Here is a 22,912-nt window from a genome sequence, read left to right as displayed (position 1 = left end):
CATAATTTCTCCCCCGTTTTTCCTCCCCATGTTTAAAAGGGGCAGTTCAGGCTCGATCAAATTCAAGGTAGAGTACTGTACATCCATACAGTTAAATTTACCATGTCAGCCCTGCTCAAGAACGTCGAAGACATCCACCCCGCCTTGTGGCGCGGGTCGCAGCTCGCGCGCGCTCAGGGGCAGACCGTCGACACGGGTTATGCCGTGCTGTCGGCCGAACTGCCGGGTGGCGGCTGGCCCTTGGGAACGCTGATCGAGTTGCTGGTGCAGCAGCCGGGCGTGGGCGAAGTCAGGCTGTTACGCCCGGCGCTCGCCGCCGTGAGCCGCCGCCCTATCGCTTTTGTGCAACCGCCTCATAGTCCAAATTCTCTCGCTTTTGCGTATCTGGGTGTGCCGCTCGACAAGCTGCTCCAGGTGCGCGCATCGAAACTGGCTGACGCATTGTGGTCAGCCGAGCAAATTCTCAAGACGGGCAGTTGTGGCGCGCTTGTCTTCTGGCAGCAATACGCGCGCACGGAATCGCTGCGGCGCCTGCACATGGCCGCGCAATCCTCTGAAACGCTGTTCCTGATGGTGCGCCCGCTCGCGAGCGCGGCGGACTCGTCACCGGCCACATTGAGGCTGTGCGTGCGGCCGGCCGGCGACGGTATTGCTGTCGACATCATCAAGCGCAAAGGCCCGATCCGCGCCGAAAGACTGTCCGTCACCCTGCAACCCTCTCCTGTCCTGCTGAGTCCCCATGCCCGTGTACGTCGGCATACATCTACCCCGGTTGTCGCTGGAAGTGTTCCGTCCACGCTGGTCGCGTAGGCCTGAACATGGCTGCGTCGTCCTCGACCGCGACACGGTTTTTATAGCAGACCCGGGTGCCCGCGAGGCCAGCGTATGCGTAGGCATGAAACGCGGCGGCGTCCTCACGCTCTCGCCCGACACCCTCATGTTCGAGCGCGAGTTGAGCCGAGAAAACGACTTGATGTGCGAGGTAGCTTTTTCGCTGATGAAATTCTCACCCATGGTCGCGCTCTGCGATGAGGAAACCATTGTTATCGACGTGACGGCGAGCTTGCGGCTCTTCGGCGGCATCGTGCGGCTGTGTCATCAGATGCGGAACATTGTCGATGCCATCGGCGTAACGGCACGCCTGAGCACAGCGCCGACCGGCCAGGGCGCGTGGCTACTGGCCAAAAGCGCCCGGAGCGCTCACCTCGGCAAGCGGCGCGTGCTGAAAATGGCTTCGCTCGAACGCAAGCTCGGGACGCTGCCGTTCCAGGCCGCGCCGGAAGTGCGGGCTTTCACGGACTGGTTCAACGGGCTGGGTTGCAAGACGCTGAACGACATTCGCCTCCTGCCGCGTGCGGGTCTGAAAAAACGCTGTGGCGTCGCGCTGCTGGACTCGCTCGATCGCGCGTATGGACTCGCGCCCGAGCTCCATGAATGGCTGGCCGTGCCGCCCGCTTTCAGCGCGCGCATCGAGTTGCCCGATCGTATCGAACATGCGGAAGCCATGTTGTTTTCAGCGCGCCGGCTGATCGTGCAACTGTGCGGCTGGCTGAGCGCGCAGCAACTGGCGCTCACGCACGCCACGCTCACGCTGGAACACGAGCGCGGCCGCGATGCCATCGACCCCACCGTTATCCAGATCGCTCTCGCCGAACCCACCTGGCACGAAGAACATCTGCTGCGCTTGTTCAAAGAGCGGCTTGGCCGCACGGAACTCGTGGCGCCGGTGATCGCCATGCGCCTGAGCGCCGCAAAAATACAGCCTGCCGAACCGCCTACCGAGACGCTTTTTCCCGAACCCGGCGGTTCGCCGGAAGACCATAACCGCTTATTGGAATTGCTGGTTGCGCGATTGGGCGCCGAGAACGTGCTGCGTGCGGCGCCTTCATCGGATTACCGGCCTGAACAGGCGAATCGATGGATCTCCGTCACCGACACCACCCATCCTCAAAAGCTTGAAGCCGTGCCGTCCGATCTGCCGCGCCCGACGTGGCTGCTTGAAAAGCCGCTGCAACTGATGATGAAAAGCCATCGGCCGTTCTATGGGTCGTCGCTGAAACTGGTGTCGCCGGCTGAGCGCATCGAGGCGGGATGGTTCGACGGCGGTTTGACAAGCCGTGATTATTTCGTCGCGCAAGCCAGCGATCAAAGTTGCTACTGGATTTATCGCGAGCGGCCCGGTAGCGCGGAGGCCGAAGACCCGCGCTGGTTTCTCCACGGCCTGTTTGGATGATGCATCGTGGATACCACCTTCTCCATGCTGCCCGCGTATGCGGAGCTTTTCGCGTTTTCCAACTTCACGTTTCTTCACGGGGCATCGCGTGGAGAGGAGCTGGTCGCGCGGGCGGCGCAACTGAGTTATGCCGGTCTGGCAATCACCGATGAATGCTCGCTCGCGGGTGTCGTACGCGCGCATGTGGAGGCGAAGAAGCTGAATTTTCCACTTGTGATCGGCTCGTATTTCAAGCTCGTCAATGCGGATCTTTCGCCGGCCTTCGGACTCATTTTGCTGGCGACGAACCGCAATGGATACGGCAATCTGTCGGAGCTCATCACCATTGCCCGCATGCGGTCGAAAAAAGGCGCGTACCTGCTCACGCCGAACGATCTGGCACGGCCCGATAAAGAGTTCGCCCATCTGCGTGGCATGCCGGATTGCCTCGCGATCCTCGTGCCCGATTTCCCCGCAAAACAGGCTGCGCTCGATGCCCAGATCGAATGGCTCGACACCACGTTTCCTCAACGCGCGTGGGTTGGGTTGACGCTGCACCAGCGCGCGCTCGATGACATACATCGGGGGACCGTCGAGCATGTGGCCGCGTTTCACAAAGTGCCCGTGGTGGCGACCGGCAACGTGGTAATGCACGTGCGTTCGCGCAAGCCGCTGCAGGACACCATGACGGCAATTCGTATCGGCAAGCCGGTGTCGGAATGTGGTTACGATCTCGCTCCGAACGCCGAGCAACATCTGCGCTCCAGGTTGCGGCTCGCGAATCTCTATCCGGAATACACGCTTGGCGAAACGCTCAATGTGCTCACGCGCTGCACGTTTTCACTCGATGAATTGCACTACGAGTATCCGGACGAAATCGTGCCGGAGGGATATACCCACGCTGCTTATTTGCGGCAGGAAACCTATGTTGGCGCGCATCGGCGTTTTCCACTCGGCATTGAGCACAAGGTGCAGGCTCAGATAGAACATGAACTCGAGTTGATCGAGCATATGAAATACGAGGCGTACTTTCTCACCGTCTATGACCTCGTTCGTTTTGCCCGCCGCGAAAACATCCTTTGCCAGGGACGCGGTTCCGCCGCCAACTCTGCCGTGTGTTATTGCCTCGGTGTTACTGAAGTAGACCCGGCGAGCAGCAACATGCTGTTCGAGCGATTTATCAGCAAGGAGCGCGGTGAGCCGCCGGATATCGATGTCGACTTCGAACATCAGCGGCGCGAGGAAGTGATCCAGTACATCTATCGTAAATATGGGCGTGATCGCACGGCGATTGCGGCGGCGGTGTCGACATATCGGCCGCGTGGTGCATTGCGTGAAACGGGCAAGGCGCTGGGGGTCGATCCGCAGATTGTGGATCGCGTCGCGAAGTCGCATCAGTGGTTCGATAACGGTCAGGACCTGCTGCAACGCTTCACCGAATCCGGGCTCGATCCGGAGAATGCGTTGATTCAGTCGTGGGCGTCGCTGGCTGCGCAATTGCTGAATTTTCCAAGGCACCTGTCGCAGCATTCGGGTGGTTTTGTGATCAGCCGGGAGAAACTCACGCGGCTGGTTCCTGTCGAAAATGCGACTATGCCGGATCGCAGCGTGATCCAGTGGGACAAGGACGATCTGGAAGCGCTGGGGCTTTTAAAAGTCGATGTGCTCGCGCTCGGCATGCTCTCGGCCATTCGACGCACACTCGACATGGTGTCGGAGAAGTACGGCGAGCGCTTCGAGATGCAGGACATTCCGCGTGACGATGAAGCTACCTACGAGATGATCTCGCAGGCGGACACGATCGGCGTGTTCCAGATTGAATCGCGTGCGCAGATGTCGATGTTGCCGCGACTGCGGCCGAAGAAGTTTTACGATCTGGTGATCGAAGTCGCGATCGTGCGGCCCGGTCCGATTCAAGGCGGCGCAGTGCATCCATATTTGCGGCGGCGTCAGGGTTTGGAGCCAGTGAGTTTTCCAAACGACGACCTGCGGGTCGCGCTCGACAGAACCTTGGGGGTGCCAATTTTTCAGGAACAGGTCATGCAGATCGCAATGATCGCCGCCGATTTCACTGCCGGTGAGGCCGATGAATTGCGCCGCGCGATGGCCGCCTGGAAACGCAAAGGCGGACTGGAGAAATACTACGATCGCATTGTGAGTGGCATGACCAGGAACGGTTATAAAAAGGACTTTGCAGACGCCATATTCGAGCAGATCAAGGGCTTCGGTGAATATGGTTTTCCTGAAAGCCATGCGGCGAGTTTTGCGCTGCTTGTGTATATCAGCAGTTGGTTGAAACGTCATGAACCGGCGGCGTTTCTTGCGGCCATGCTGAATTCGCAACCGATGGGTTTCTACTCCCCTTCGCAACTCGTGCAGGACGCGAAGCGCCATGGCGTAGTCGTATTTCCCGCTGACGTGACGGTGAGCGGCTGGGATTCGGTGCTTGAATACCCGGATGAACGTCGGGGCGATGACAGCAGGCCTGCGGTGCGGCTGGGGTTATCGCTGCTTCGCGGGATGCGGGATGGTGCGGCTGAGCGTATTGGAACTGCCCGTTGTGTGCGTCAGTTCGAAAACGTGGGAGACCTCGCACAACGAGCGCAACTTGATCGGCATGATCTGCAGGCGCTGGCTGCTGCCAATGCGTTGACTTCGCTCGCGGGTAATCGACGGGAAGCGTTATGGCAATCCGTGGCCGCAGTGCCCGACAAGGACCTGCTCAACGATGCACGCGTGGAAGATGTCACGCCGCTGCTCGGCGCGCCCTCTGAGGCCGACGATATTATCAGCGACTACAAGGCTACGGGGCTGTCTCTCGGACGTCATCCGCTTGAACTGCTGCGGCCGGCGTTGCTTGAGCATCGGTTGATGTCGGCGGCTACGTTGCGTAGTTACAGGAACGGGCGGTTAGCGCGCGGGTGCGGACTCGTGACCGTGCGCCAACGGCCTGGAACGGCGAAGGGCGTGATGTTCGTTACGATCGAAGATGAGACTGGTAACGTCAACGTGATCGTATGGCCTAGTCTGCTGGAGAAGCAGCGCCGCGAGGCGCTCGGTTCAACGTTGCTCGCCGTGTACGGTACGTGGCAATGCGAGGGCGAGGTTCGACATCTCGTCGCGCAGCGGCTGGTGGATATGTCGTATCTGCTGGGTGGGCTGACGAGCGTGAGCCGGGACTTTCATTGATTTTTTCTGATCTTCTTTTATCATCAGCACTCCATCTAAATTGCTTTATCTCAAGCCGGGGGCGTTCTTATTCAACGTCTTGCTTGAAACGCACTATATTAGAGGCTGGTTTTAGTCACCGAAGGAGTCTGAGTATGAAAGTCCGCATGTATCGCAGCACCGTTGCAGGCATTGCAATTGCAATGTTGTTACCTATTTCAGCCGCTCATGCACAGCTTGGCAATTTGTTGAAGGGAGGCGGATCCGATGCGTCATCGTCCAGCGGGCTCAGCAGCCTGGGGAGCATGAGCGGTATGACCAGCGGGTTGACCGGGTCATCGCTGACATCGGGTAGTACCAGCAATGTTGCGGGTGTGCTGCAGTTTTGTATCAAGAACAACTATCTGAGTGGGAATGGAGCGTCGTCGGTTAAAGACTCGCTGATGAGCAAGCTGGGCGGGACGTCGGCTGCGTCGTCGGATAGTGGGTATACCGCAGGGGCGGCGGGCCTTTTGAAAAGTGGTGATGGGAAGTCGGTTGATCTGAGTGGGGGTGGGTTGAAGCAGCAGGTTACGAAGCAGGTTTGTGACAAGATTCTTTCGCAAGGGAAGTCGTTGGTGGGCGGGTGATGGTTGGTTTGTTTTTTGGTTTTTAGTTTTTAACCCCGGCGAGTCCTTCGTTCGCATTGGACATGTCGGGGTTAGCGCGATGCATCGCCCTCCTCTTTAGTTTTCGTTTCAGTTCCGATGAGCGATCCGCTACCCACGTTCGAGACCGATCGCCTGCTGATTCGCCCACGCACCATGGCGGACTACGAAGCATGTCTGGCGATGGATCGTGGCACGACGCTGAGGCGCATGAGCGATTCTTGAGAGAACGTATTCAGGCATCGTTCGCCAACGAGGGAAATGCCCGTGCCGCTATCGGTGCGAGACCGAGCACGACCACGAGGAAGCCGATTTGCGCCAGATAAAATGGCTCAAGCCATTGATCATTCATCGCGGCATAGTACGTGTTATGTATAACGTCGCTCACGATGATCGCGACCGTCAACCAGATTCCCGCCCGTGGTTTGCCAAACAAGAGGATCGCGGCGAGTGGGTCAAGAATAGTCAGCACATCCCAATAGATCTTGCTTGTCAGGGCAATCTTGTTTCCGTAGCCATAATCCCAAAGCAAACCATGTTGGAGAACGGCACGCGCATGATTGAAGGTTGCGGCAAGAAGGCATAGTGCGAACAAAATCCGGATCATGATCGATGCGCGTGGCATTCCGACCCTCGTAGAAAGGCGTGGCACTCAGCTTACCAGAGGAAATTGGTCGCAAAAATCGCTGTGACTCGACCGAGGCGTATGTTTCCGATGCTATCCGCCTCTCCTTTTAAAACAGCTTTTGCCATTGCTCCTGCTTGTGCATATCTGCGCGAGTGTTGACCTCGATCAGGACGCCACCAGGCGAGCGACAAAAGAACCGAGATCCACGCGAGTTGTTGAAGACCTCCGTTTCCATGCGAACGCCACCGTCCAGGAATTCCTTATAGAGGGTATGGACGTCATCCAGGCTGTCGACCTCCAGGCCGAAGTGGAAGTTTTTAGGCCAAACCGGCACTTCCTCCGTTACGTGGTCCAGAACGATGTCGAAGCCATTCCGTTTGAGCAGACAGCTCTCTCCAGCGGCGACGATCTCGCAGCCGAGGTATTTCTCGAAAAATGCAGCCGTCTCGGCTACGTTGGTGGTGGGAAAGCTCAGGTGGTTCAGCTTTGCTTCTTTATGAAGATTCATGATCGATCTCGTAGAAAGGTTGAAATTTGCCGTGGAGCGAGTGGTCACTGACCCAATCCTATGCGGTTGCGCCGATCCGGCGATCGGCTCCACGATGTCCATTTTGCGAGTAATTACTCGATTTTTAAACTCGCATTGGAGAGCGCACTTTCCGCGACGCGCAGCCCAGTAATGGCGGGCGTTTTACGCGTCTGCCACAGCAACGATATGAATAATTGCTCGCATTTCAGAAGTCACCGAGGCAGCTCCCGTTATCTCGGAACCAGGATGCACGCTATGGTGATTAGATGACTCGCGAAGACAGCCTTTCGCGGCCCGGGAAGCGCCTATTTCCGGGTTCGTGATTTTTCGGGCTGACGATCCACAATCCCCAGGTATCCGAATAAAGCACGGCTGACACGGCTTTCCAGATCTCGTCGGTCCGATTCACCGCGCTCCCCCGCCGCATCTACGATAGCGCGAAGGATGGCAACGAGGTCGTCAGTTGCGGTCTCCATGTTTGGCTGCGGCGGAATATCCTTGCGGACCAGAATCTGCCGGATTACTTCATGAAAAGCAGCCTTCGACGCCGCCAGTTCATTGGCGATGACGGGACGGTTTTCCTCGAAATCGAGCGCGCGTGCAAGCGCGGGACGACGCAGTTGCTGGCGGACCGAAACGGTAATGAGGTGCTTCAATGCCCCCTGCCCCGTGGGTTCGCTCAATGCGCCTGCAGCCTCTGCAAAGAACACGGCCCCTTCCCGCTTGCTAAGGGCAACAATGAGCGCGTCTTTGTTGGGAAAGTATTGATACAGGGAGCCGACGCCGACACCCGCGCGCTGCGCGACGAGATTGGTATTCATCCCGTCCATCCCCTTCGTTTCGAGCACACGGGCCGCTGCCTCCAGAATCGCGGCAACGGTTTGTTCGGCGCGGGATTGCTGCGGAATCTTTCGCGGCTTTAATGATTGACGCCTGTTTGTCGTCACGATGCAACCTGGTCAAAAGCGAGTATTAGCTCAGACTCTACAGCGTTCCAGCGAACTTATTAATGATCGAGTGAAGCGCTACACGAAGTCGCTGTGCGGTTGGATGTTGTTTCGCAGCACAAGACTGTTACGTCCCGCCGGATTCGAGGTTTAGTGAAAGGGGTTTGCCGTGATTTCGGCGAGAGCAAATTTTCGAGCTTCGTCATGCTCACGGCGCGCAGGAGTACCCATGATCGACGCAATAGCAAGACGCGGTCGGACCGGACATGCGGGTACCCGCCCATTCTGCTGGCGAGTCATCGAGTCATCATTTCACAGGTTCAGTGACCCAGACCGGTCGCGGCGATCTGCTGCTCCACGAACTGGGCGAACAGTGCATGCAGATGCGTCGTCGGATGAATTTCGTCGGCGAACATGTACGTCTGATCGGCATTGGGCGTTACATAGGTCGCCGGCGAGCACAGCAATGCCGTGTCATCGGGCGTTTTCGCGGGGTCGCAGGCGGTACTCGTGTTTGACACAGCGAAGCCGTTCGCCTGAAAGTTCGCAATGATCTGATCCGCCCAGGTATAAGAATCGATCTGGATCACCTTGCCTTGCAGGCCATTGGCCTGCAAGGCAGCGTTCAAGTCATCGTTGAATAGTTGCGATAACTGGGTCAGGTTTGCCCCGCCGTCGGACGAAGTAATGCCGTCCGGCGTCAGTCCGATATTCGGGACATTGACGACTACGACATGAGTGGCGCCTCCCTGAACAATCTGTCCGATAACTTGAGCCAGGGTGGTCGCCGCCGTCTGCACGGTCGGCGCCGCGGCCGGCAGCGGCCCGGCGCGAAGCACGTCGTTCGCCCCAGCCCAGACCAGCACCAGTTGATTGGAGTTGAAACTGCCGTGAGTGGCCAAATAGCTCGAAACCTGCTGGTTGACGGGCATTTCTATATTGCCGATCACGTTGGTCAGAAAGTCATACAGGTTTGCCGGCGTTGCCACCGTGGCGCCGCCTTCCGCATAGCCAAGGCCGCCTTGCGCACTCAACTCATGAGCGATGTCGATCGTAAACGCAGCGGTGAGCGTGTCCCCGTAGTATTGCGCGACATCCTGAGTCCACACTTGCCCCGGATTGGTCGTGAAACGCCCGCCGCCGGCCGCGCTGGCGATCGGTGCGTAGGTCCCGACGTCCGACAGACTGTCGCCGAACGAAACAACTTGCAGATCAATGCCGCCCGCCGGAGCAGCCGCGCCACTCGAACCACTTCCGCCTCCGCCGCATGAGGCAAGCAATGAAATCGCCACGGCAAGAATTGCAGCACGTACCTTGTCATTGCTTCCTTGCATAGCTCCTCCACCGCTGGTCGGCCGGGCAGTTGCCCTCATGCGGCGGGCTTATCGCCAGCCAGCCTGCATCTCACTCTTGCGATATGTACCTTTGCCCCTTCGCTTAAGCAAAAAGCATGCGCTACCGTCCTGATTGGCGACGGCACCCCAAACCAGCCGCTAGGAGCGGCCATACCAGCGGCATGACGCCAGCGCGCAAGCGGTGAGTTCGGGACCGACCGTCTGTGTGCTCAGCTTGGTGTGATCGAGGTCGGCCTTGACTGACCGCTCTTCATGGAGGAGCTTCGCTCTACGGCCGATCGCGCCCCCCTCTGACTGACTGCTGCCCTTCGGATCCAACGATCATGGCTTCGCGCCCGGCTGCGGGTCCCGGAACGCCGCCTCTCCGGCGTCCGACACCTCGACCCACTTCTTGTCGGGCGCTGCGTCTGCGACATAGCTGTCATGCCAGTTCCACCACTTGTAGGTCGGGGTTTGAGGATAACCCTCGGGCGAGTCCTCCCACCTCTCTTGACGGCCAAGCGGCGTGATGTCGAGATAGTTCCAGGTGCTTCCCATCTGCTCGTCGCCGCGGCTGTTGATGAAGTAAGTCCGGAACACGCGGTCGCCATCGCGGTAAAACACATTCGTGCCGTGCCACTCGTCCACGCCGAAGTCGGCATCGAAGCTGTCCGTGAGGGTGAACCACGGCATCTCCCAGCCCATCCGCGCCTTCAGCCGCGCAATGTCCGCCTGAGGAGCACGAGAGACGAACACGAGGGTGGTGTCACGGGCGTTCAGGTGAGCGACGTGGGCAACCTGATCCGCCACCATGGAGCAACCCCGGCAGGCGTACTCGGGCCAGCCGAACACGCCCGGCTCGAAGAAGGCGCGGTAGACGATCAGTTGACGTCGACCGTCGAACAGGTCGAGCAGGCTGACCCTGCCAGCGGGCCCGTCGAACCCGTACGCCGTCTCCACGGCCATCCACGGCATGCGCCGGCGCTCTGCGGCCAGTGCGTCGCGGGCGCGGGTGTGGGCCTTTTCCTTCACGAGCAGTTGCTCGCGGGCCGCCTCCCACGCTTGCGACGACACGACCGGCGGTGTGTGCATGGCAGGCTGTCCGTCTTTCCGTCCGTTCTCGGATGATGATGTCATGGCTTTTGCAATCTCCTGGTTTGGACAAATTCCCGCGCCTCGTCACTGAAGAGCGGCTCCATTCGCTGCTCACTGCTCGTTGGCGGCTGTGAAATAGTCTGGCACCGGAAATCGAACGCTGGGAGTAACAAGCGTGACGGTATTCCTGTGGGGTCTCGCTGGCTGCAGCCGAGGTCTGGCTCGTGTTCATCCGCGAGATACCTCTGCGCACGACACTAGGGAATGCCTACCATTGAGCCGCTGGCATCCGGCGTCGTAAAATCGTGGCATATCGATTTGGGGGCCCAGCAATGTGTCTGGCTTCTCGCTACGATTTCCGCCCCAATACCCGGCCGCGTCTAACGCAGCCCGGCCCGGCGCTTTTTCGACCCGTTTCTCGCGATGAGGCCGGCGGCGGTCGCGGAACCGTCGGTCCATCCGCGCCATGATCCCGCTCATTTCCGTCAACAGACTGAGCAAGAGCTTTCCCGGGGTAAGGGCGCTTCACGAAGTCCAGTTCGAGCTCATGGCGGGTGAAGTCCACACGCTGATGGGCGAGAACGGCGCCGGCAAGTCGACGCTGATGAAAATCCTCGCCGGCGTGTACACCCGGGATTCGGGCGAAATCCTCTACGACGGCCAGCCCGTCGACTTCTCAAGCCCGCGCGAGGCGCAGGCCATGGGCGTCTGCATCATTCATCAGGAACTCCAGTTGATGAATCATCTGAGCGTCGCCCAGAATATGTTCATCGGCCGAGAGCCACGCGGACGCCTCGGCCTGTTCCTCGACGAAGACAAGCTCAATGCGCAGGCGCGCGACATCCTTGCCCGCATGCATGTGAATCTGGACCCGCGTGCGGTTGTCGGCACCCTCACCGTCGCCAGCCAGCAGATGGTCGAGATCGCCAAGGCCTTGTCCTTCGATTCGCGCGTCCTGATCATGGACGAGCCCACCTCCGCGCTCAACGACGCCGAGATCGCCGAGCTTTTCCGCATCATCCGGGAACTGAAAAGCCGGGATGTGGGAATCATCTATATCTCCCACAAGATGGACGAACTGAAGCAGATTTCCGACCGCGTCACCGTGTTGCGGGACGGGGAATATGTGGCCACGGTCACTGCAAAGGACACGACCGTCGAAGCGATCATCGGGATGATGGTCGGGCGAGCGTTGACCGACGCCGCGCCTTCTCACAGCACCGCAGGCGAAGGCGAGGTCGCGCTCGAAGTAAAGAATCTGAACGCCGGCCCGCTGGTCAGGAACGTGAGCTTCGCGCTGCGCAAAGGCGAGATATTGGGCTTTGCGGGCCTGATGGGCGCCGGCCGCACCGAGGTCGCCCGAGCGGTGTTCGGCGCCGATCCGATCGAATCGGGCGAAATTCTGGTGAAAGGCGCGAAGGTGACGATCAGGACGCCGAGCGACGCGGTGGCGCGTGGTATCGGCTATCTCTCGGAAGACAGGAAGCGTTTCGGCCTTGCGACCGGAATGGATGTTGAATCGAACATCGTGATGTCCAACCTGGGCAAATTCCTGTCGCTCAACGTTTTCTTGCGCCGCGCCCAGATACGCCGGACAGCTAGCCATTTCATCAATCTGCTCGCCATTCGTACGCCTTCCGCGACGCAGGAAGTGCGGCTCCTGTCGGGCGGTAATCAGCAGAAAATTGTCATCGCCAAATGGCTTGAGCGCGACTGCGACGTGCTGTTCTTCGACGAGCCGACGCGCGGCATCGACGTCGGCGCCAAGAGCGAAATCTACAAGCTCCTGCGCTCGCTCGCGGACCAGGGTAAGGCGATCGTGATGATCTCGTCGGAACTGCCGGAAATCTTGCGCATGAGCGACCGTATCGTCGTGATGTGCGAGGGCCGCATTACCGGCGAACTCTCAGCCACGGAGGCGACGCAGGAGCGCATCATGCAATTGGCGACGCAGCGTGAAACCTTAAAAGCGGCATGAGTCTCTTAGAGGAGAGGTCCGTTCCATGACACTGCCATCGGATACTTCGGCGCTAGGTAATCAGGGACGGGTGTCCGGCCTGAGAGCCCGCCTCTTCTCGCCGACCGCCCTGCAAAAGCTGCTCGCCTTCGGGAGCCTGGTCCTGCTGCTGGCGTTTTTCAGCTTCGCCTCGCCCGCCTTCATGCAGATGGACAATATGCTCGGGATCCTGCAGGCGACGGCGGTCAACGGCGTTCTGGCAATCGCCTGCACGTTCGTCATCATCACCGGCGGCATCGATTTGTCCGTCGGCACGTTGATGACCTTCACGGCCGTTATTTGCGGTGTGTTCCTGACCTATTGGCATTTGCCGATGTCGATCGGCGTTGTTGCTGCAATTGGCACAGGCGCACTCTGCGGGACCGTTTCGGGCACCCTCACGGCGAAGATGAAGATCCCGCCGTTCATTGCCACCCTGGGCATGATGCTGCTGCTGAAAGGGCTGTCGCTCGTCGTCTCGGCCGACAAGCCCATCTATTTCACCGACACCGAAAACTTCTACCGGATCTCTCAGGATTCGCTCATCGGCGATTTAATCCCGAGCCTGCCCGTTCCGAACGCGGTCCTGATCCTGTTCTTCCTGGCGGTGGTGAGTTCGATCACGCTGAATCGCACGGCGCTTGGCCGCTACACCTTTGCGCTCGGCAGCAACGAGGAAGCCGTGCGCCTTTCCGGCGTGAATGTCGATAGATGGAAGATCGCCATTTACGGCCTGAGCGGGTCAATTTGCGGCATCGCCGGACTGCTTATAGCCTCGCGCCTGAATTCGGCCCAGCCGGCGCTCGGCCAAGGTTACGAACTCGAAGCGATAGCGGCCGTGGTCATCGGCGGGACCTCGCTCAGTGGCGGCTCGGGCACGATCCTGGGAACGATCATCGGCGCCTTCATCATGAGCGTGCTGACCAACGGCCTGCGCATCCTGTCCGTCGCCCAGGAATGGCAGATCGTGGTGACAGGTCTCATCATCATTCTCGCGGTCTATGCCGATATTTTGCGGCGCAAGAAGAGCTGACGACAGCGGACACTGCACGGGACAAGATCAAGAAAAGGGAGCGCCAAGGCTCCCCAAACGGCTGAAGGTTAACGGCCCACCTTAGGAGGAGAACCACCATGTTGAAAAGAAAAGTAATCGGTGTCGTGGTCGGCGTTGGCGCGCTCATTGGCGGCACAAGTCTTGTGCGCGCGGACGAACCCTACATCCCGCTCATTTCGAAAGGCTTCCAGCACCAGTTCTGGCAGGCCGTCAAAGCCGGCGCGGAACAGTCGGCGAAGACGCAGAACGTCAGGATTTCCTTCGAGGGTCCGGAAACCGAGGCCATGGTCGACAAACAGATCGACATGCTCTCGGCCGCGCTTGCCAAGAAGCCCCAGGCGCTCGGCATCGCCGCGCTTGACAGCAAAGCGGCCATTCCACTGTTGAAGCGAGCGCAGGCCGCCAAGATACCGGTCATCGCCTTCGACTCCGGCGTCGACAGCGACATTCCGCTCACGACCTGCGCGACGGACAACCTTGCCGCGGCCGCGCTCGCCGCCGACAAGATGGCCGAGGCGGTCGGCAATTCCGGTGAGGTCGGCCTGATCGTGCACGACCAGACCAGCCGCACCGGCGTTGATCGCCGCGACGGCTTCCTGAACGAGATGAAAGCAAAGCATCCGAACATCAAGATCGTCTCGGTCCAGTATGGCGGCGGCGACCATCTGAAGTCAGCGGAAATTGCCAAGACGATGATCCAGGCCAACCCCAATCTCAAGGGCATCTTCGGTTCGAATGAAGGCTCGGCCGAGGGTGCCGCGATCGGCGTCAAGGAATCGGGCAAAAAGCTCATCCTGATCGGTTATGACTCCGGCAAGGAGCAGAAGGACGACATCAATTCGGGCCTGATGTATGGCGCGATTACGCAGAACCCTATCGGCATCGGCAAATGCGTGGTCGACTCTGCTGTGAAGGCGCTGAAGGGCGGGACGCTGCCCAAGAAAGTCGACACGGGCTTCTACTGGTACGACAAGAGCAATATCAACGATCCCAAGATCGCCGCCGTGCTCTACGATTAACCGTCGCCGTCAGAGGAAGGGTCGCGGCGTCTTTCGACGTCGCGGCTCTCGTTGTTCTTTGGAAGTCGATAGCTCTCGTCCAGGAGATTGTTCAGATGCCCACGATCACCAAGCTGTCCGTCCGGGACATCCGGTTTCCGACCTCGCGTTCGCTCGACGGCTCCGATGCGATGAACGCCGCGCCGGATTACTCCGCCACCTACGTGACGCTCGAAACCGATTCGCCGGAGGCGCTCACGGGCCATGGCCTCACCTTCACCATCGGGCGCGGCAACGAGATCTGCGTGGCTGCGGTGAAGGCGCTTGCTCCGCTGGTCGTCGGCAAAACGCTTGAGGACATTGCCGCGAACATGGGCGCTTTCTGGCGCGCACTGACGTCGGACAGCCAGTTGCGCTGGATCGGCCCGGACAAGGGGGCAATCCATCTGGCGACGGCGGCGGTCGTGAACGCGGCCTGGGATCTGTGGGCCAAAGCGGAAGGCAAGCCGGTGTGGAAGCTGCTCGTCGACATGAGCTCCGAAGAGCTCGTGCGTTGCCTCGACTTCCGTTACGTGACCGATGCGATCACGCCGAACGAAGCCATCGCCATGTTGCATCGCCACGCAAAGACCCGGGGCGAGCGAGAAAAGGACATGCTGGCGCGCGGCTATCCGGCCTACACGACGTCGGCCGGCTGGCTCGGCTACGACGACGACAAGATTCGCCGGCTCGCCCGTGAAGGCGTCGCGCAGGGCTGGACGCACTTCAAGCAGAAGGTGGGCGGCAATCTTGAAGAAGATATGCGCCGGGCCCGCATCCTGCGCGAAGAAATCGGTGAAAACCGCAAGCTGATGATGGATGCGAATCAGGTGTGGGACGTCGATGAAGCCGTCGCGAACATGCGGCGCCTGGCGCAATTCGATCCGTGGTGGATAGAGGAACCCACGAGCCCCGACGACATTCTCGGCCACGCGGCTATCCGCCAGCGGATTCGGCCAATAGGGGTAGCCACGGGCGAGCACTGCCATAACCGGGTGATGTTCAAGCAGTTGCTGCAGGCGCAGGCTATCGACTTCTGTCAGGTTGATAGCTGCCGCCTCGGCGGGCTGAACGAGGTGATTGTCGTCCTGCTGATGGCGGCGAAATTCGGCGTGCCCGTGTGCCCGCATGCGGGCGGCGTCGGCTTGTGCGAGTACGTCCAGCACATTTCGTTGTTCGACTATATCTGCGTGTCGGCGTCGCTGGAAAATCGGGTGCTCGAGTACGTGGATCATCTGCATGAGCATTTCGTCGATCCTGTCGTGATCCAGAACGGCCGTTACATGCCACCGGAACTTCCCGGATACAGCATCGAAATGCACGCGGCGTCGCTCGATCAATATGATTTTCCTGAGGGACCGGCCTGGCGGGTTTGAGACGGTACGCGCGGGGGTGTTGTATCGATTCGGAAGCCTGGCAAGAAGCCGCTTTTGGCAAAGACAATGCGCCGGGTGGTTACGGCTACTGGATTTCCACTGCGGGATATGTCTCGACGTATGATTCATCGTGACATCCGTAGTAGGTGACCGTGCGTGCAGTCAAGTCCACCTCATAACGGATCACTCCCGCCTGGCACTAACCGCGAACCCGGGCACATGGATATAGGATACGACGTCCACATCACCCGCAAGGCAAACTGGTTCGGCGAACACGGACCCAATGTCGCCATACGATTCCCAACACGACAGTGCACGAAGGCATTGCGTTCCGACCGGCAGCGGGCTGCCGGTCGTGGTATGCGCGAAGCTTGCGCCCTCAGAACTTGTGGCGAATTCCAATGCGTCCAACGAACTGGTTGCCGTTCGACGAAATGGCGGTGGTATCGGTGATGGCCGCGACGGCCGGGCCGCCTGTAGAGTCGTCGCCGAGCGCGCGTTGATAGAGCGCCATTACGTACACGTCGGTGCGCTTGGACAGCGAGTAGTCGAGCGACGCGTTGTATTGCAGGTACTTCCCGTTGTCGACTGCCTGTCCGTTCTTCTCCGTGAGCGAATTGCGCTCGACGTAATCAGACGCCACGAGCAACCGCAGCGCGGGCGTGATCCGATACAGGAAATTGACCTGCACATCATTGAAGGTCGCCGTGCTACCCGTCGCGTAGCCAGAGGCCGGACCCTTGGCGCCGGTCGGCATCGGATTGCTGCCCAAATTCATGAACTTGGCGTTCGTATACGTGACGCCGAGCGTCGCCGGACCGAACGTATAGGATCCGCCGAAATCGATCACCTGAAACGTGTTCGCGCTCATGAAGCCGGAGTAGATCGGCGTCATCAAGGTTTCAGGCAGGCTCGACGCGGCAGTGCTGAACATGCTGGTGCCTGGGTTGCGCGCGTTCAGGTAAGCAACGCCGAGGCCGAGCGGTCCCTGGTTATACGCCGCTCCGAGCGACCAGATCTGATTGGTGCCGATGCTGCCGGGCGTACCGCCGAGACTGTACGTACCGCCAAATTTGAAGCCCGAAAAGGTGGGGCTTGCGTATTTGATGGTGTTGTTATCGTGGTAATCGATGTTCGAGTTGTCGAGGTCGCCCGGGTGCGCACCATAGACGCCAGCGCCCAGTTGGCCGCCTGCGAACGGGGCTGTGTAGTCGAAAATAGAGTCGTACTGACGACCGAGCGTGACCGTGCCGTATTGAGTCGCGAGGCCGACCCAAGCCTGCCGGCCGAACATCAGGCCATTCTGGCTGAGCGCGCCGCTGTTAATGTTGAAACCGTTTTCGAGCATGAATACCGCCTTCATGCCACCGCCGAGGTCTTCGGAGCCGGTCAGGCCCCACCGGTCGCCCTGCATCACGCTGCCGGCTGCCTGGTAAACATGGCCGCCCTTGTTGTTGGTGATCATGTCGACCCCTTCGTCGATAATACCGAACAGGGTGACACTGCTTTGTGCGTGTGCGGCGCCGGCTAGTGTGCCGAGTGCGACGAAGGCGATAATTGATTTTTTCATGTGGTAGGTGATTATTGTTTATATGTCTCGAAACGCCGATCAGAGTTCGTCGGGCTTTGCTCCTGTCTTGCCGTCAGCGCGCAACCACGCAATACACGCAATAACGCCAAAATTAAGCGAGGTACTGCAGTAAGCGGTATTCGGTTGACTCCCCTTCTTTACCCGACAGCACTCACCGTTTTACTGGGCTAACCCAAAATCCCCGCGTTTCCCGCGCGAACTCGCGCCATCTACGCTCATGCACCTTCAGCAACTCAACGCGGCAGAGCTCCCGTTTCTGCCCGGTTCAACGTCGCCACAATCTGCTCGACACTAAAGCGCCTGCGTCACGTTGCATGGCCCCCTCTCTTTTCGAAAACAAAAAGTTGTCCTAAACACCCTATATATTGATACTGGTTTACACGGAGCCGGTCACTCCAGTAACCGGGCGAAGCAGCACCAATCAATAGTTACGACCGCATGGAGGCGACTGATACGATATGAAGATTCGCGCTACGTGACAGGAGTCAATAATCTCAACTTGTCGCTGACGACGTAACGGATCGAATAATGCCATTACGCAGTATTCTCTTAAATCAGGGTAAATTCGAAGCACAATGTTCTATCGCGTAACGCAATAACTTTGCTATGCTTTGCGGCGAGGCGCCATGTGAAGCTGCGCATAAGCGATTATCCGATCCCCCGGCATGTCTAACTCCAACACTGCGCGCATCACCTCGCCGTCCAACACCGCGATTTCGGCGACGCTGATCGCGTGAATGTTCAGGCCCAGTCGAACGACAGGCTCACCCTGCACCACCGGTTTGCGAGGCCTTGTGGCCTTATTTCTGTTCGTACCACTCGCGGGGCCGCCCCCTTGAGTCTGTTCACCGTTCCATTGCACCCGGCTCCCGTCAACGACTTTGCCCCGACATCCAGGTAGCGACTCGTGTTTGTTTTTTTTAACCCTCTTGCCAATGGTCAGACAATAAGGTTCCCAATAAATCCAGGCTATAAGAAATACGGATTACGTTGGTTTATCGAAAGGTATTTGTCGGATTAATTTTTTCGGATGACATTTGCATGTCACCCACTACATCCATTGAGTCACTGGACAAGTGTGGTAGAAACGCGACTGCTTGAGTGCGTCCATTTCCCCTATGACATAAGGCGGAAATAATTAGAAGCTTATAAAACTAATTTTTATGCCGTGGGACAAAGCGCCTTATGAGCCGCACAACCGGATCGGCGCCGGCGACTCGATCCAGTCGTGGTCCAATCGAACTGGAATCGAGCCGGCAACTGCGTGGATCTACTAGCCAGGGAAATCGGCGCTCAGGGTGGTGGCTTCCCATGCGGCGATCTCGGCGCGCAGAGCCTCCAACTTGATTTGGACACGCTCCAGCCCGTTGCTGCCCAGAATCAGATGGCCCGGAGGGGTTGGCGACTGCACCGCGGCGATGATAGCCAGCGCCGCGCGTGCCGGGTCGCCGGGCTGCTTGCCACTAGCGGCCGAGATGGTAGCGCGGCGCTTGCCAGCGCTCGCCGCGTAAGCCTCAATCGGCTGTTTAGCTTGCTTCAGCGAACGTCCTGCCCAATCGGTACGGAACGGCCCGGGCTCGACCGCCGTAACCTTGATCCCCAAATCGGCCGTCTCCGCGGCCAACGCTTCGCTCAGGCCTTCCACCGCGAACTTGCTGGCGGCATAGTAGCCGCTTCCCGGATTGCCGATCAGGCCGCCTACGGACGTGATGTTGACGATGTGCCCGGCGCGCTGTTCCCGCATCGCGGGTAAGACGGCCTTGATGGTATCGGCAACGCCAAAGAAGTTGACCTCGAACATCTCGCGCACGTCCTGATCGTCGCCTTCCTCGATGGCGCTCAGGTAGCCATAGCCGGCATTGTTGACCAACACGTCAATGCGACCGAATTGCTGCAGGGCTTTTTCAACGGCGTGTTTGATCTGGCTGGGCTGGGTTACATCGAGTTCGAGCACCAGTGCGCGGTCACCGTAGCGCTCGTCAAATTCTGCCAGCGAGCTGGGTTGACGAGCTGTCACGACAGCACGCCAGCCTTTATCAAGGACGGCAAGTGCGAGCTCTCGGCCGAATCCGGTGGAACAGCCGGTAATGAACCAAACGGGTGCTGGCGAGGGAGTATGCGTGGACGGCATGAGGTTCCTTTTTGACGAGAGCCGCGCGGCTGCTAAACCACACGGTAGGGATAGCGGGATAAAAAGTATCGCATGTTGGAGCGCGTCGCGTGGTCGGCCGCTCGCCTGCAGGTCATCGCTTCGATAAGCCTTTCAAGCAACTTATATCCTCGCCGCCGGGGGCGACAGCGCTGGTTGCGCGCGGTATCGGCAGTTACGCGTCGTGGTCGCCGGGACACGATGTGTCTGTGCGCAAGTGAAGTCAGCGGGCCACTCGCTGCTGCCGCAAAATCCTGACGAAGTTCAGCACGGTCGGCGACTTTTCGCGCTGCCGATGGATCAATGCGATACCGGTCGAAAGCGGCTTGCCCTGCAGTTCGTGATACGACACGCCTTCAACCTGGATCTGCCCGATCGACGCGGGAACCACGGCAACACCGAATCCAGCCGCGACGAGGTTCGCCGCTGATGAGATCTGTGGCGACTCCATGCCGATCGAGGGCGCGAAGCCAGCTTCGCGGCACGCGCTGATGATCGAGTCGTATAGATCCGGCCCGATCGGCCGCGGAAAGAGGATGAACGGATCGTCCGCAAGGTTGGCCAGATCGACGCGCCGTCGCCGGCTCAGGCGATGGTTCGCCGGCAGCACCGCCAACATGTCTTCATCGACGAGCGGTTCGACGATCAGATCCCGGCAGTTCAGCGGCATGCGCACCAGCGCGGCGTCGAGCTGCCGCTCGGCGACCCGGTCGAGCAGCAGCGAGCTATTGCTTTCCTCACAACTAATGGCGACGTGCTCATACGCATGCCGATACTTCTGCATCGTTGTCGCGACCACGGGGTGAAATACCGTCGAGCCCGCGAAACCAAGCGATAGCCGTCCCGTCTCTCCGCGCCCCGCGTTCTGCACCTCAACGAACGCTTGCTGTGCGTCCTCGACGATACGCCGCGCGCTTTCGCGAAAGAGCCGTCCTGCTTCGGTCAATTCGACGCGGCGCGGATGCCGGATGAAGAGCTGGGTGCCGATTTCCCGCTCGAGCTTCAGGATCTGCTGGCTCAAGGGCGGCTGGGCGATTCCCAGATGCGCCGCGGCATCGGTGAAATGCAGATGCTCGGCGACGGCAAGGAAGTAGCGCAACTGGCGAAATTCCATATCTTTTTCGTCTCCAAATAGCGACTTCGAGATATTGGACTAATGACCGGCATGATTTTAACCTTTGCGTCAACCTGATGCGCTTGAAGGCCGCACTCGAAACGGCCGGATGAAACCGATGCGCGTCACGCTCAACATTTCCTCAGGAGAATTTCATGTCAACAGCGCGCGTACCAATGGCAACCCTCCCGGCCGACGCGGCCAACACGTTGATTGCCGACCTGCGCAACATCGTCGGCAAGGAGCACACCCTGACCGATGACGGCGCGACCCGCCGCTACCGCACGGGCTTTCGTTTTGGCGCAGGCAAGGCGCTCGCGGTAGTGCGCCCCGGCACGATCGTCGAACAATGGAACGTGCTGCAGGCTTGCATCGCGGCGAATGTGATTGTCATCACGCAGGCGTCGAATACGGGCCTCACGGGCGGCTCGACACCTGACGGCAACGACTATGATCGCGACATCGTGATCGTCAGCACGAGCCGCATGAAGAAGGTGTACGTGATCAACGATGGCAAGCAGGTCGTTTGCCTTCCGGGGGCGACACTCGACCAACTGGAAAGAATACTGAAGCCCCTCGGACGCGAGCCGCATTCGGTGATTGGCTCGAGCTGCATCGGCGCGTCGGTATTCGGCGGTGTCTGCAACAACTCGGGCGGTGCGCTGGTGCATCGCGGCCCGGCGTATACGGAGATGGCGGTATTTGCGCAGGTCGACGCGACAGGCAAGCTGAACCTGGTGAACCATCTGGGAATCGAACTTGGCGAAACACCCGACGGCATCCTTGGCCGGCTTGAGCGCGGTGAGTTCTCGGATGCCGATGTCCGGCACGACGCGGGCGCCGGATCGGACCACGGCTACGCGACTCACGTCCGCGAGATCGATGCCGATACACCGGCGCGCTTCAACGCGGATCCACAGCGCCTCCATGAAGCGTCGGGATCGGCCGGCAAGGTGATGGTGTTCGCGGTACGGCTCGACACGTTTCCGATCGAGCAGAACGCAAAGGTTTTTTATATTGGCACGAACCGGCCCGACGAGCTCACCGAGATCCGCCGTCACGCGCTGCACGACTTCAAACACTTGCCGATCTCGGGGGAATACCTTCATCGAGACGCATTCGATATTGCTGAGGAGTACGGTAAAGATACCTTCCTCGCAATCAATTATCTTGGCACGTCCCGGCTACCTGCGTTGTTCGGACTAAAGAGCCGTTTCGATGCGCTGTTCGATCGCCTCGGGTTTTTCCCTTCGCATTTCACCGACCGCGTCATGCAGGCTGCGAGCCGGTTGTTTCCAAGCCATCTGCCGCCGCGTATGAAACAGTATCGAGACAAGTACGAGCATCACCTGATGCTGAAAGTGACGGCCGAAAGTGTGGAAGAAACGCGTGCCTTCCTATCAAGCTACTTCGAAAGCGCTACCGGCGGCTATTTCGAATGCACCGACGAAGAAGGCACGAAAGCGTTCCTGCACCGCTTCGCCGCTGCCGGCGCCGCGGTCCGCTATCGCGCCGTGCACACACGGGAAGTGGAGAATATCGTCGCGCTCGACGTTGCTCTGCGCCGCAATGATCGCGACTGGATCGAGACGCTGCCGGCGGACATCGAAGAGACGATCTCTATCAAGTTGTATTACGGCCACTTCCTGTGTCACGTGTTTCATCAGGATTACATCGTCAAGAAGGGCAATGACTGCCTTGAGGTCGAACACAAGATGTGGACGCTGCTGGACCGGCGTGGGGCCGAGTATCCGGCGGAACATAACGTTGGGCATTTGTATCATGCGAAGCCTCAGCTCGCCGGGTTTTATCAGCAGATCGATCCTTGTAACTGCTTCAACCCGGGGATCGGGCAGACGTCGAAGTTCGCGATGTACCGGGAAGTGGTGGGTTAGGTGTCGGGGTGGTCGGTTCTGGGGTTAGTGGTCGGTTCTGGGGTTAGTGGTCGGTTCTGGGGTTAGTGGTCGGGGTCTATGCTGGGTTGGTGCTTTCGGCCTTAGCGGTCTGCGAGAGTCGGATTTTCTCTTTACCACTA

Annotated in this window: 18 protein-coding genes; 10 read left to right on the top strand and 8 right to left on the bottom strand. The window is 59.3% G+C overall.

Annotated elements, in window-relative coordinates; all coding sequences use genetic code 11:
- Nucleotides 1-102 precede the first annotated feature (102 nt).
- The 5 genes from imuA to HB376_RS37915 all read left to right on the top strand — a co-directional run bounded on the left by imuA (nt 103) and on the right by HB376_RS37915 (nt 6,252).
- Nucleotides 103-810 carry a translesion DNA synthesis-associated protein ImuA gene (gene imuA, locus HB376_RS37935; protein WP_213768820.1) on the top strand — a complete coding sequence of 236 codons (708 nt, stop codon included), beginning with the start codon at nt 103-105 and terminating at the stop codon, nt 808-810.
- The gene (locus HB376_RS37930) at nt 740-2,233 is read left to right on the top strand and encodes a DNA polymerase Y family protein (protein ID WP_213768819.1); all 1,494 of its coding nucleotides are present in this window, start codon (nt 740-742) and stop codon (nt 2,231-2,233) included. The genes imuA and HB376_RS37930 overlap by 71 nt, the downstream gene beginning before the upstream one ends.
- 6 nt (nt 2,234-2,239) lie before the next feature.
- The gene (locus HB376_RS37925) at nt 2,240-5,401 is read left to right on the top strand and encodes an error-prone DNA polymerase (protein WP_346730661.1); all 3,162 of its coding nucleotides are present in this window, start codon (nt 2,240-2,242) and stop codon (nt 5,399-5,401) included.
- 134 nt (nt 5,402-5,535) lie between these two features.
- Nucleotides 5,536-6,009 (top strand): DUF2501 domain-containing protein, encoded by a 474-nt coding sequence (locus tag HB376_RS37920; RefSeq protein ID WP_213768818.1) that lies wholly within the window; start codon nt 5,536-5,538, stop codon nt 6,007-6,009.
- A gap of 117 nt (nt 6,010-6,126) precedes the next feature.
- Nucleotides 6,127-6,252 (top strand): hypothetical protein, encoded by a 126-nt coding sequence (locus tag HB376_RS37915; RefSeq protein WP_255631813.1) that lies wholly within the window; start codon nt 6,127-6,129, stop codon nt 6,250-6,252.
- A gap of 10 nt (nt 6,253-6,262) precedes the next feature.
- Here HB376_RS37915 and HB376_RS37910 read toward each other — a convergent pair whose 3' ends face one another.
- From HB376_RS37910 to HB376_RS37890, 5 genes are all read right to left on the bottom strand, one after another.
- Complete coding sequence (locus HB376_RS37910) at nt 6,263-6,652, bottom strand: hypothetical protein (protein ID WP_213768817.1); 390 nt, start codon at nt 6,650-6,652, stop codon at nt 6,263-6,265.
- 109 nt (nt 6,653-6,761) lie between these two features.
- On the bottom strand, nt 6,762-7,163 hold the full coding sequence (locus HB376_RS37905; RefSeq protein WP_213768816.1) for a VOC family protein: 402 nt from the start codon (nt 7,161-7,163) through the stop codon (nt 6,762-6,764).
- A gap of 326 nt (nt 7,164-7,489) precedes the next feature.
- Nucleotides 7,490-8,131, bottom strand: coding sequence for a TetR family transcriptional regulator (locus tag HB376_RS37900; protein ID WP_213768815.1), 642 nt, complete (start codon nt 8,129-8,131; stop codon nt 7,490-7,492).
- Between the two features lie 320 nt (nt 8,132-8,451).
- Complete coding sequence (locus HB376_RS37895; protein ID WP_213768814.1) at nt 8,452-9,465, bottom strand: SGNH/GDSL hydrolase family protein; 1,014 nt, start codon at nt 9,463-9,465, stop codon at nt 8,452-8,454.
- A 342-nt stretch (nt 9,466-9,807) separates the two neighbouring features.
- Nucleotides 9,808-10,602, bottom strand: a complete 795-nt coding sequence (locus HB376_RS37890; protein WP_213768813.1) for a DUF899 domain-containing protein — start codon at nt 10,600-10,602, stop codon at nt 9,808-9,810.
- A 424-nt stretch (nt 10,603-11,026) separates the two neighbouring features.
- On the opposite strand from HB376_RS37890, the gene HB376_RS37885 reads away from it, so the two are divergent.
- From HB376_RS37885 to HB376_RS37870, 4 genes are all read left to right on the top strand, one after another.
- Nucleotides 11,027-12,538, top strand: a complete 1,512-nt coding sequence (locus HB376_RS37885) for a sugar ABC transporter ATP-binding protein (RefSeq protein ID WP_213768812.1) — start codon at nt 11,027-11,029, stop codon at nt 12,536-12,538.
- Between the two features lie 25 nt (nt 12,539-12,563).
- A complete protein-coding gene (locus HB376_RS37880; protein WP_213768811.1) occupies nt 12,564-13,589 on the top strand; it encodes an ABC transporter permease in 1,026 nt (341 codons plus the stop codon).
- Nucleotides 13,590-13,687: 98 nt separating this feature from the next.
- Nucleotides 13,688-14,629, top strand: a complete 942-nt coding sequence (locus tag HB376_RS37875) for an ABC transporter substrate-binding protein (RefSeq protein ID WP_213768810.1) — start codon at nt 13,688-13,690, stop codon at nt 14,627-14,629.
- A gap of 95 nt (nt 14,630-14,724) precedes the next feature.
- Nucleotides 14,725-16,023: an L-fuconate dehydratase gene (locus tag HB376_RS37870; protein ID WP_213768809.1), complete on the top strand. Its 1,299-nt coding sequence runs from the start codon at nt 14,725-14,727 to the stop codon at nt 16,021-16,023.
- Nucleotides 16,024-16,402: 379 nt separating this feature from the next.
- Here the strand turns inward: HB376_RS37870 and HB376_RS37865 are convergent, their stop codons facing one another.
- The 3 genes from HB376_RS37865 to HB376_RS37855 form a co-directional block, all read right to left on the bottom strand.
- Nucleotides 16,403-17,593 (bottom strand): porin, encoded by a 1,191-nt coding sequence (locus HB376_RS37865; RefSeq protein WP_213768808.1) that lies wholly within the window; start codon nt 17,591-17,593, stop codon nt 16,403-16,405.
- Between the two features lie 1,294 nt (nt 17,594-18,887).
- Nucleotides 18,888-19,745, bottom strand: a complete 858-nt coding sequence (locus HB376_RS37860; RefSeq protein WP_213768807.1) for an oxidoreductase — start codon at nt 19,743-19,745, stop codon at nt 18,888-18,890.
- A 241-nt stretch (nt 19,746-19,986) separates the two neighbouring features.
- Entirely contained in the window at nt 19,987-20,877 is an 891-nt protein-coding gene (locus tag HB376_RS37855) for a LysR family transcriptional regulator (RefSeq protein ID WP_213768806.1), read from the bottom strand.
- 155 nt (nt 20,878-21,032) lie between these two features.
- Between HB376_RS37855 and dld the strand changes: the two genes are divergently transcribed.
- On the top strand, nt 21,033-22,772 hold the full coding sequence (gene dld, locus HB376_RS37850; protein WP_213768805.1) for a D-lactate dehydrogenase: 1,740 nt from the start codon (nt 21,033-21,035) through the stop codon (nt 22,770-22,772).
- The last annotated feature ends 140 nt before the right edge of the window (nt 22,773-22,912 follow it).

Source organism: Caballeronia sp. dw_19, assembly GCF_018449515.1.
GTDB lineage: Bacteria > Pseudomonadota > Gammaproteobacteria > Burkholderiales > Burkholderiaceae > Caballeronia.
Note: the sequence above shows the minus strand (reverse complement) of the source record. Positions and strands in the feature narration are given on the sequence as shown.

What these genes read in the sequence shown, in the direction of transcription:
- HB376_RS37920 (WP_213768818.1), top strand. Translation starts at nt 5,536, where the DNA reads ATGAAAGTCCGCATGTATCGCAGCACCGTTGCAGGCATTGCAATTGCA.
- HB376_RS37855 (WP_213768806.1), bottom strand. Translation starts at nt 20,877, where the DNA reads ATGGAATTTCGCCAGTTGCGCTACTTCCTTGCCGTCGCCGAGCATCTG.
- HB376_RS37885 (WP_213768812.1), top strand. Translation starts at nt 11,027, where the DNA reads ATGATCCCGCTCATTTCCGTCAACAGACTGAGCAAGAGCTTTCCCGGG.
- imuA (WP_213768820.1), top strand. Translation starts at nt 103, where the DNA reads ATGTCAGCCCTGCTCAAGAACGTCGAAGACATCCACCCCGCCTTGTGG.
- HB376_RS37875 (WP_213768810.1), top strand. Translation starts at nt 13,688, where the DNA reads ATGTTGAAAAGAAAAGTAATCGGTGTCGTGGTCGGCGTTGGCGCGCTC.
- dld (WP_213768805.1), top strand. Translation starts at nt 21,033, where the DNA reads ATGTCAACAGCGCGCGTACCAATGGCAACCCTCCCGGCCGACGCGGCC.
- HB376_RS37890 (WP_213768813.1), bottom strand. Translation starts at nt 10,602, where the DNA reads ATGACATCATCATCCGAGAACGGACGGAAAGACGGACAGCCTGCCATG.
- HB376_RS37880 (WP_213768811.1), top strand. Translation starts at nt 12,564, where the DNA reads ATGACACTGCCATCGGATACTTCGGCGCTAGGTAATCAGGGACGGGTG.
- HB376_RS37930 (WP_213768819.1), top strand. Translation starts at nt 740, where the DNA reads ATGCCCGTGTACGTCGGCATACATCTACCCCGGTTGTCGCTGGAAGTG.
- HB376_RS37895 (WP_213768814.1), bottom strand. Translation starts at nt 9,465, where the DNA reads ATGCAAGGAAGCAATGACAAGGTACGTGCTGCAATTCTTGCCGTGGCG.
- HB376_RS37910 (WP_213768817.1), bottom strand. Translation starts at nt 6,652, where the DNA reads ATGCCACGCGCATCGATCATGATCCGGATTTTGTTCGCACTATGCCTT.
- HB376_RS37870 (WP_213768809.1), top strand. Translation starts at nt 14,725, where the DNA reads ATGCCCACGATCACCAAGCTGTCCGTCCGGGACATCCGGTTTCCGACC.
- HB376_RS37860 (WP_213768807.1), bottom strand. Translation starts at nt 19,745, where the DNA reads ATGCCGTCCACGCATACTCCCTCGCCAGCACCCGTTTGGTTCATTACC.
- HB376_RS37915 (WP_255631813.1), top strand. Translation starts at nt 6,127, where the DNA reads ATGAGCGATCCGCTACCCACGTTCGAGACCGATCGCCTGCTGATTCGC.
- HB376_RS37905 (WP_213768816.1), bottom strand. Translation starts at nt 7,163, where the DNA reads ATGAATCTTCATAAAGAAGCAAAGCTGAACCACCTGAGCTTTCCCACC.
- HB376_RS37865 (WP_213768808.1), bottom strand. Translation starts at nt 17,593, where the DNA reads ATGAAAAAATCAATTATCGCCTTCGTCGCACTCGGCACACTAGCCGGC.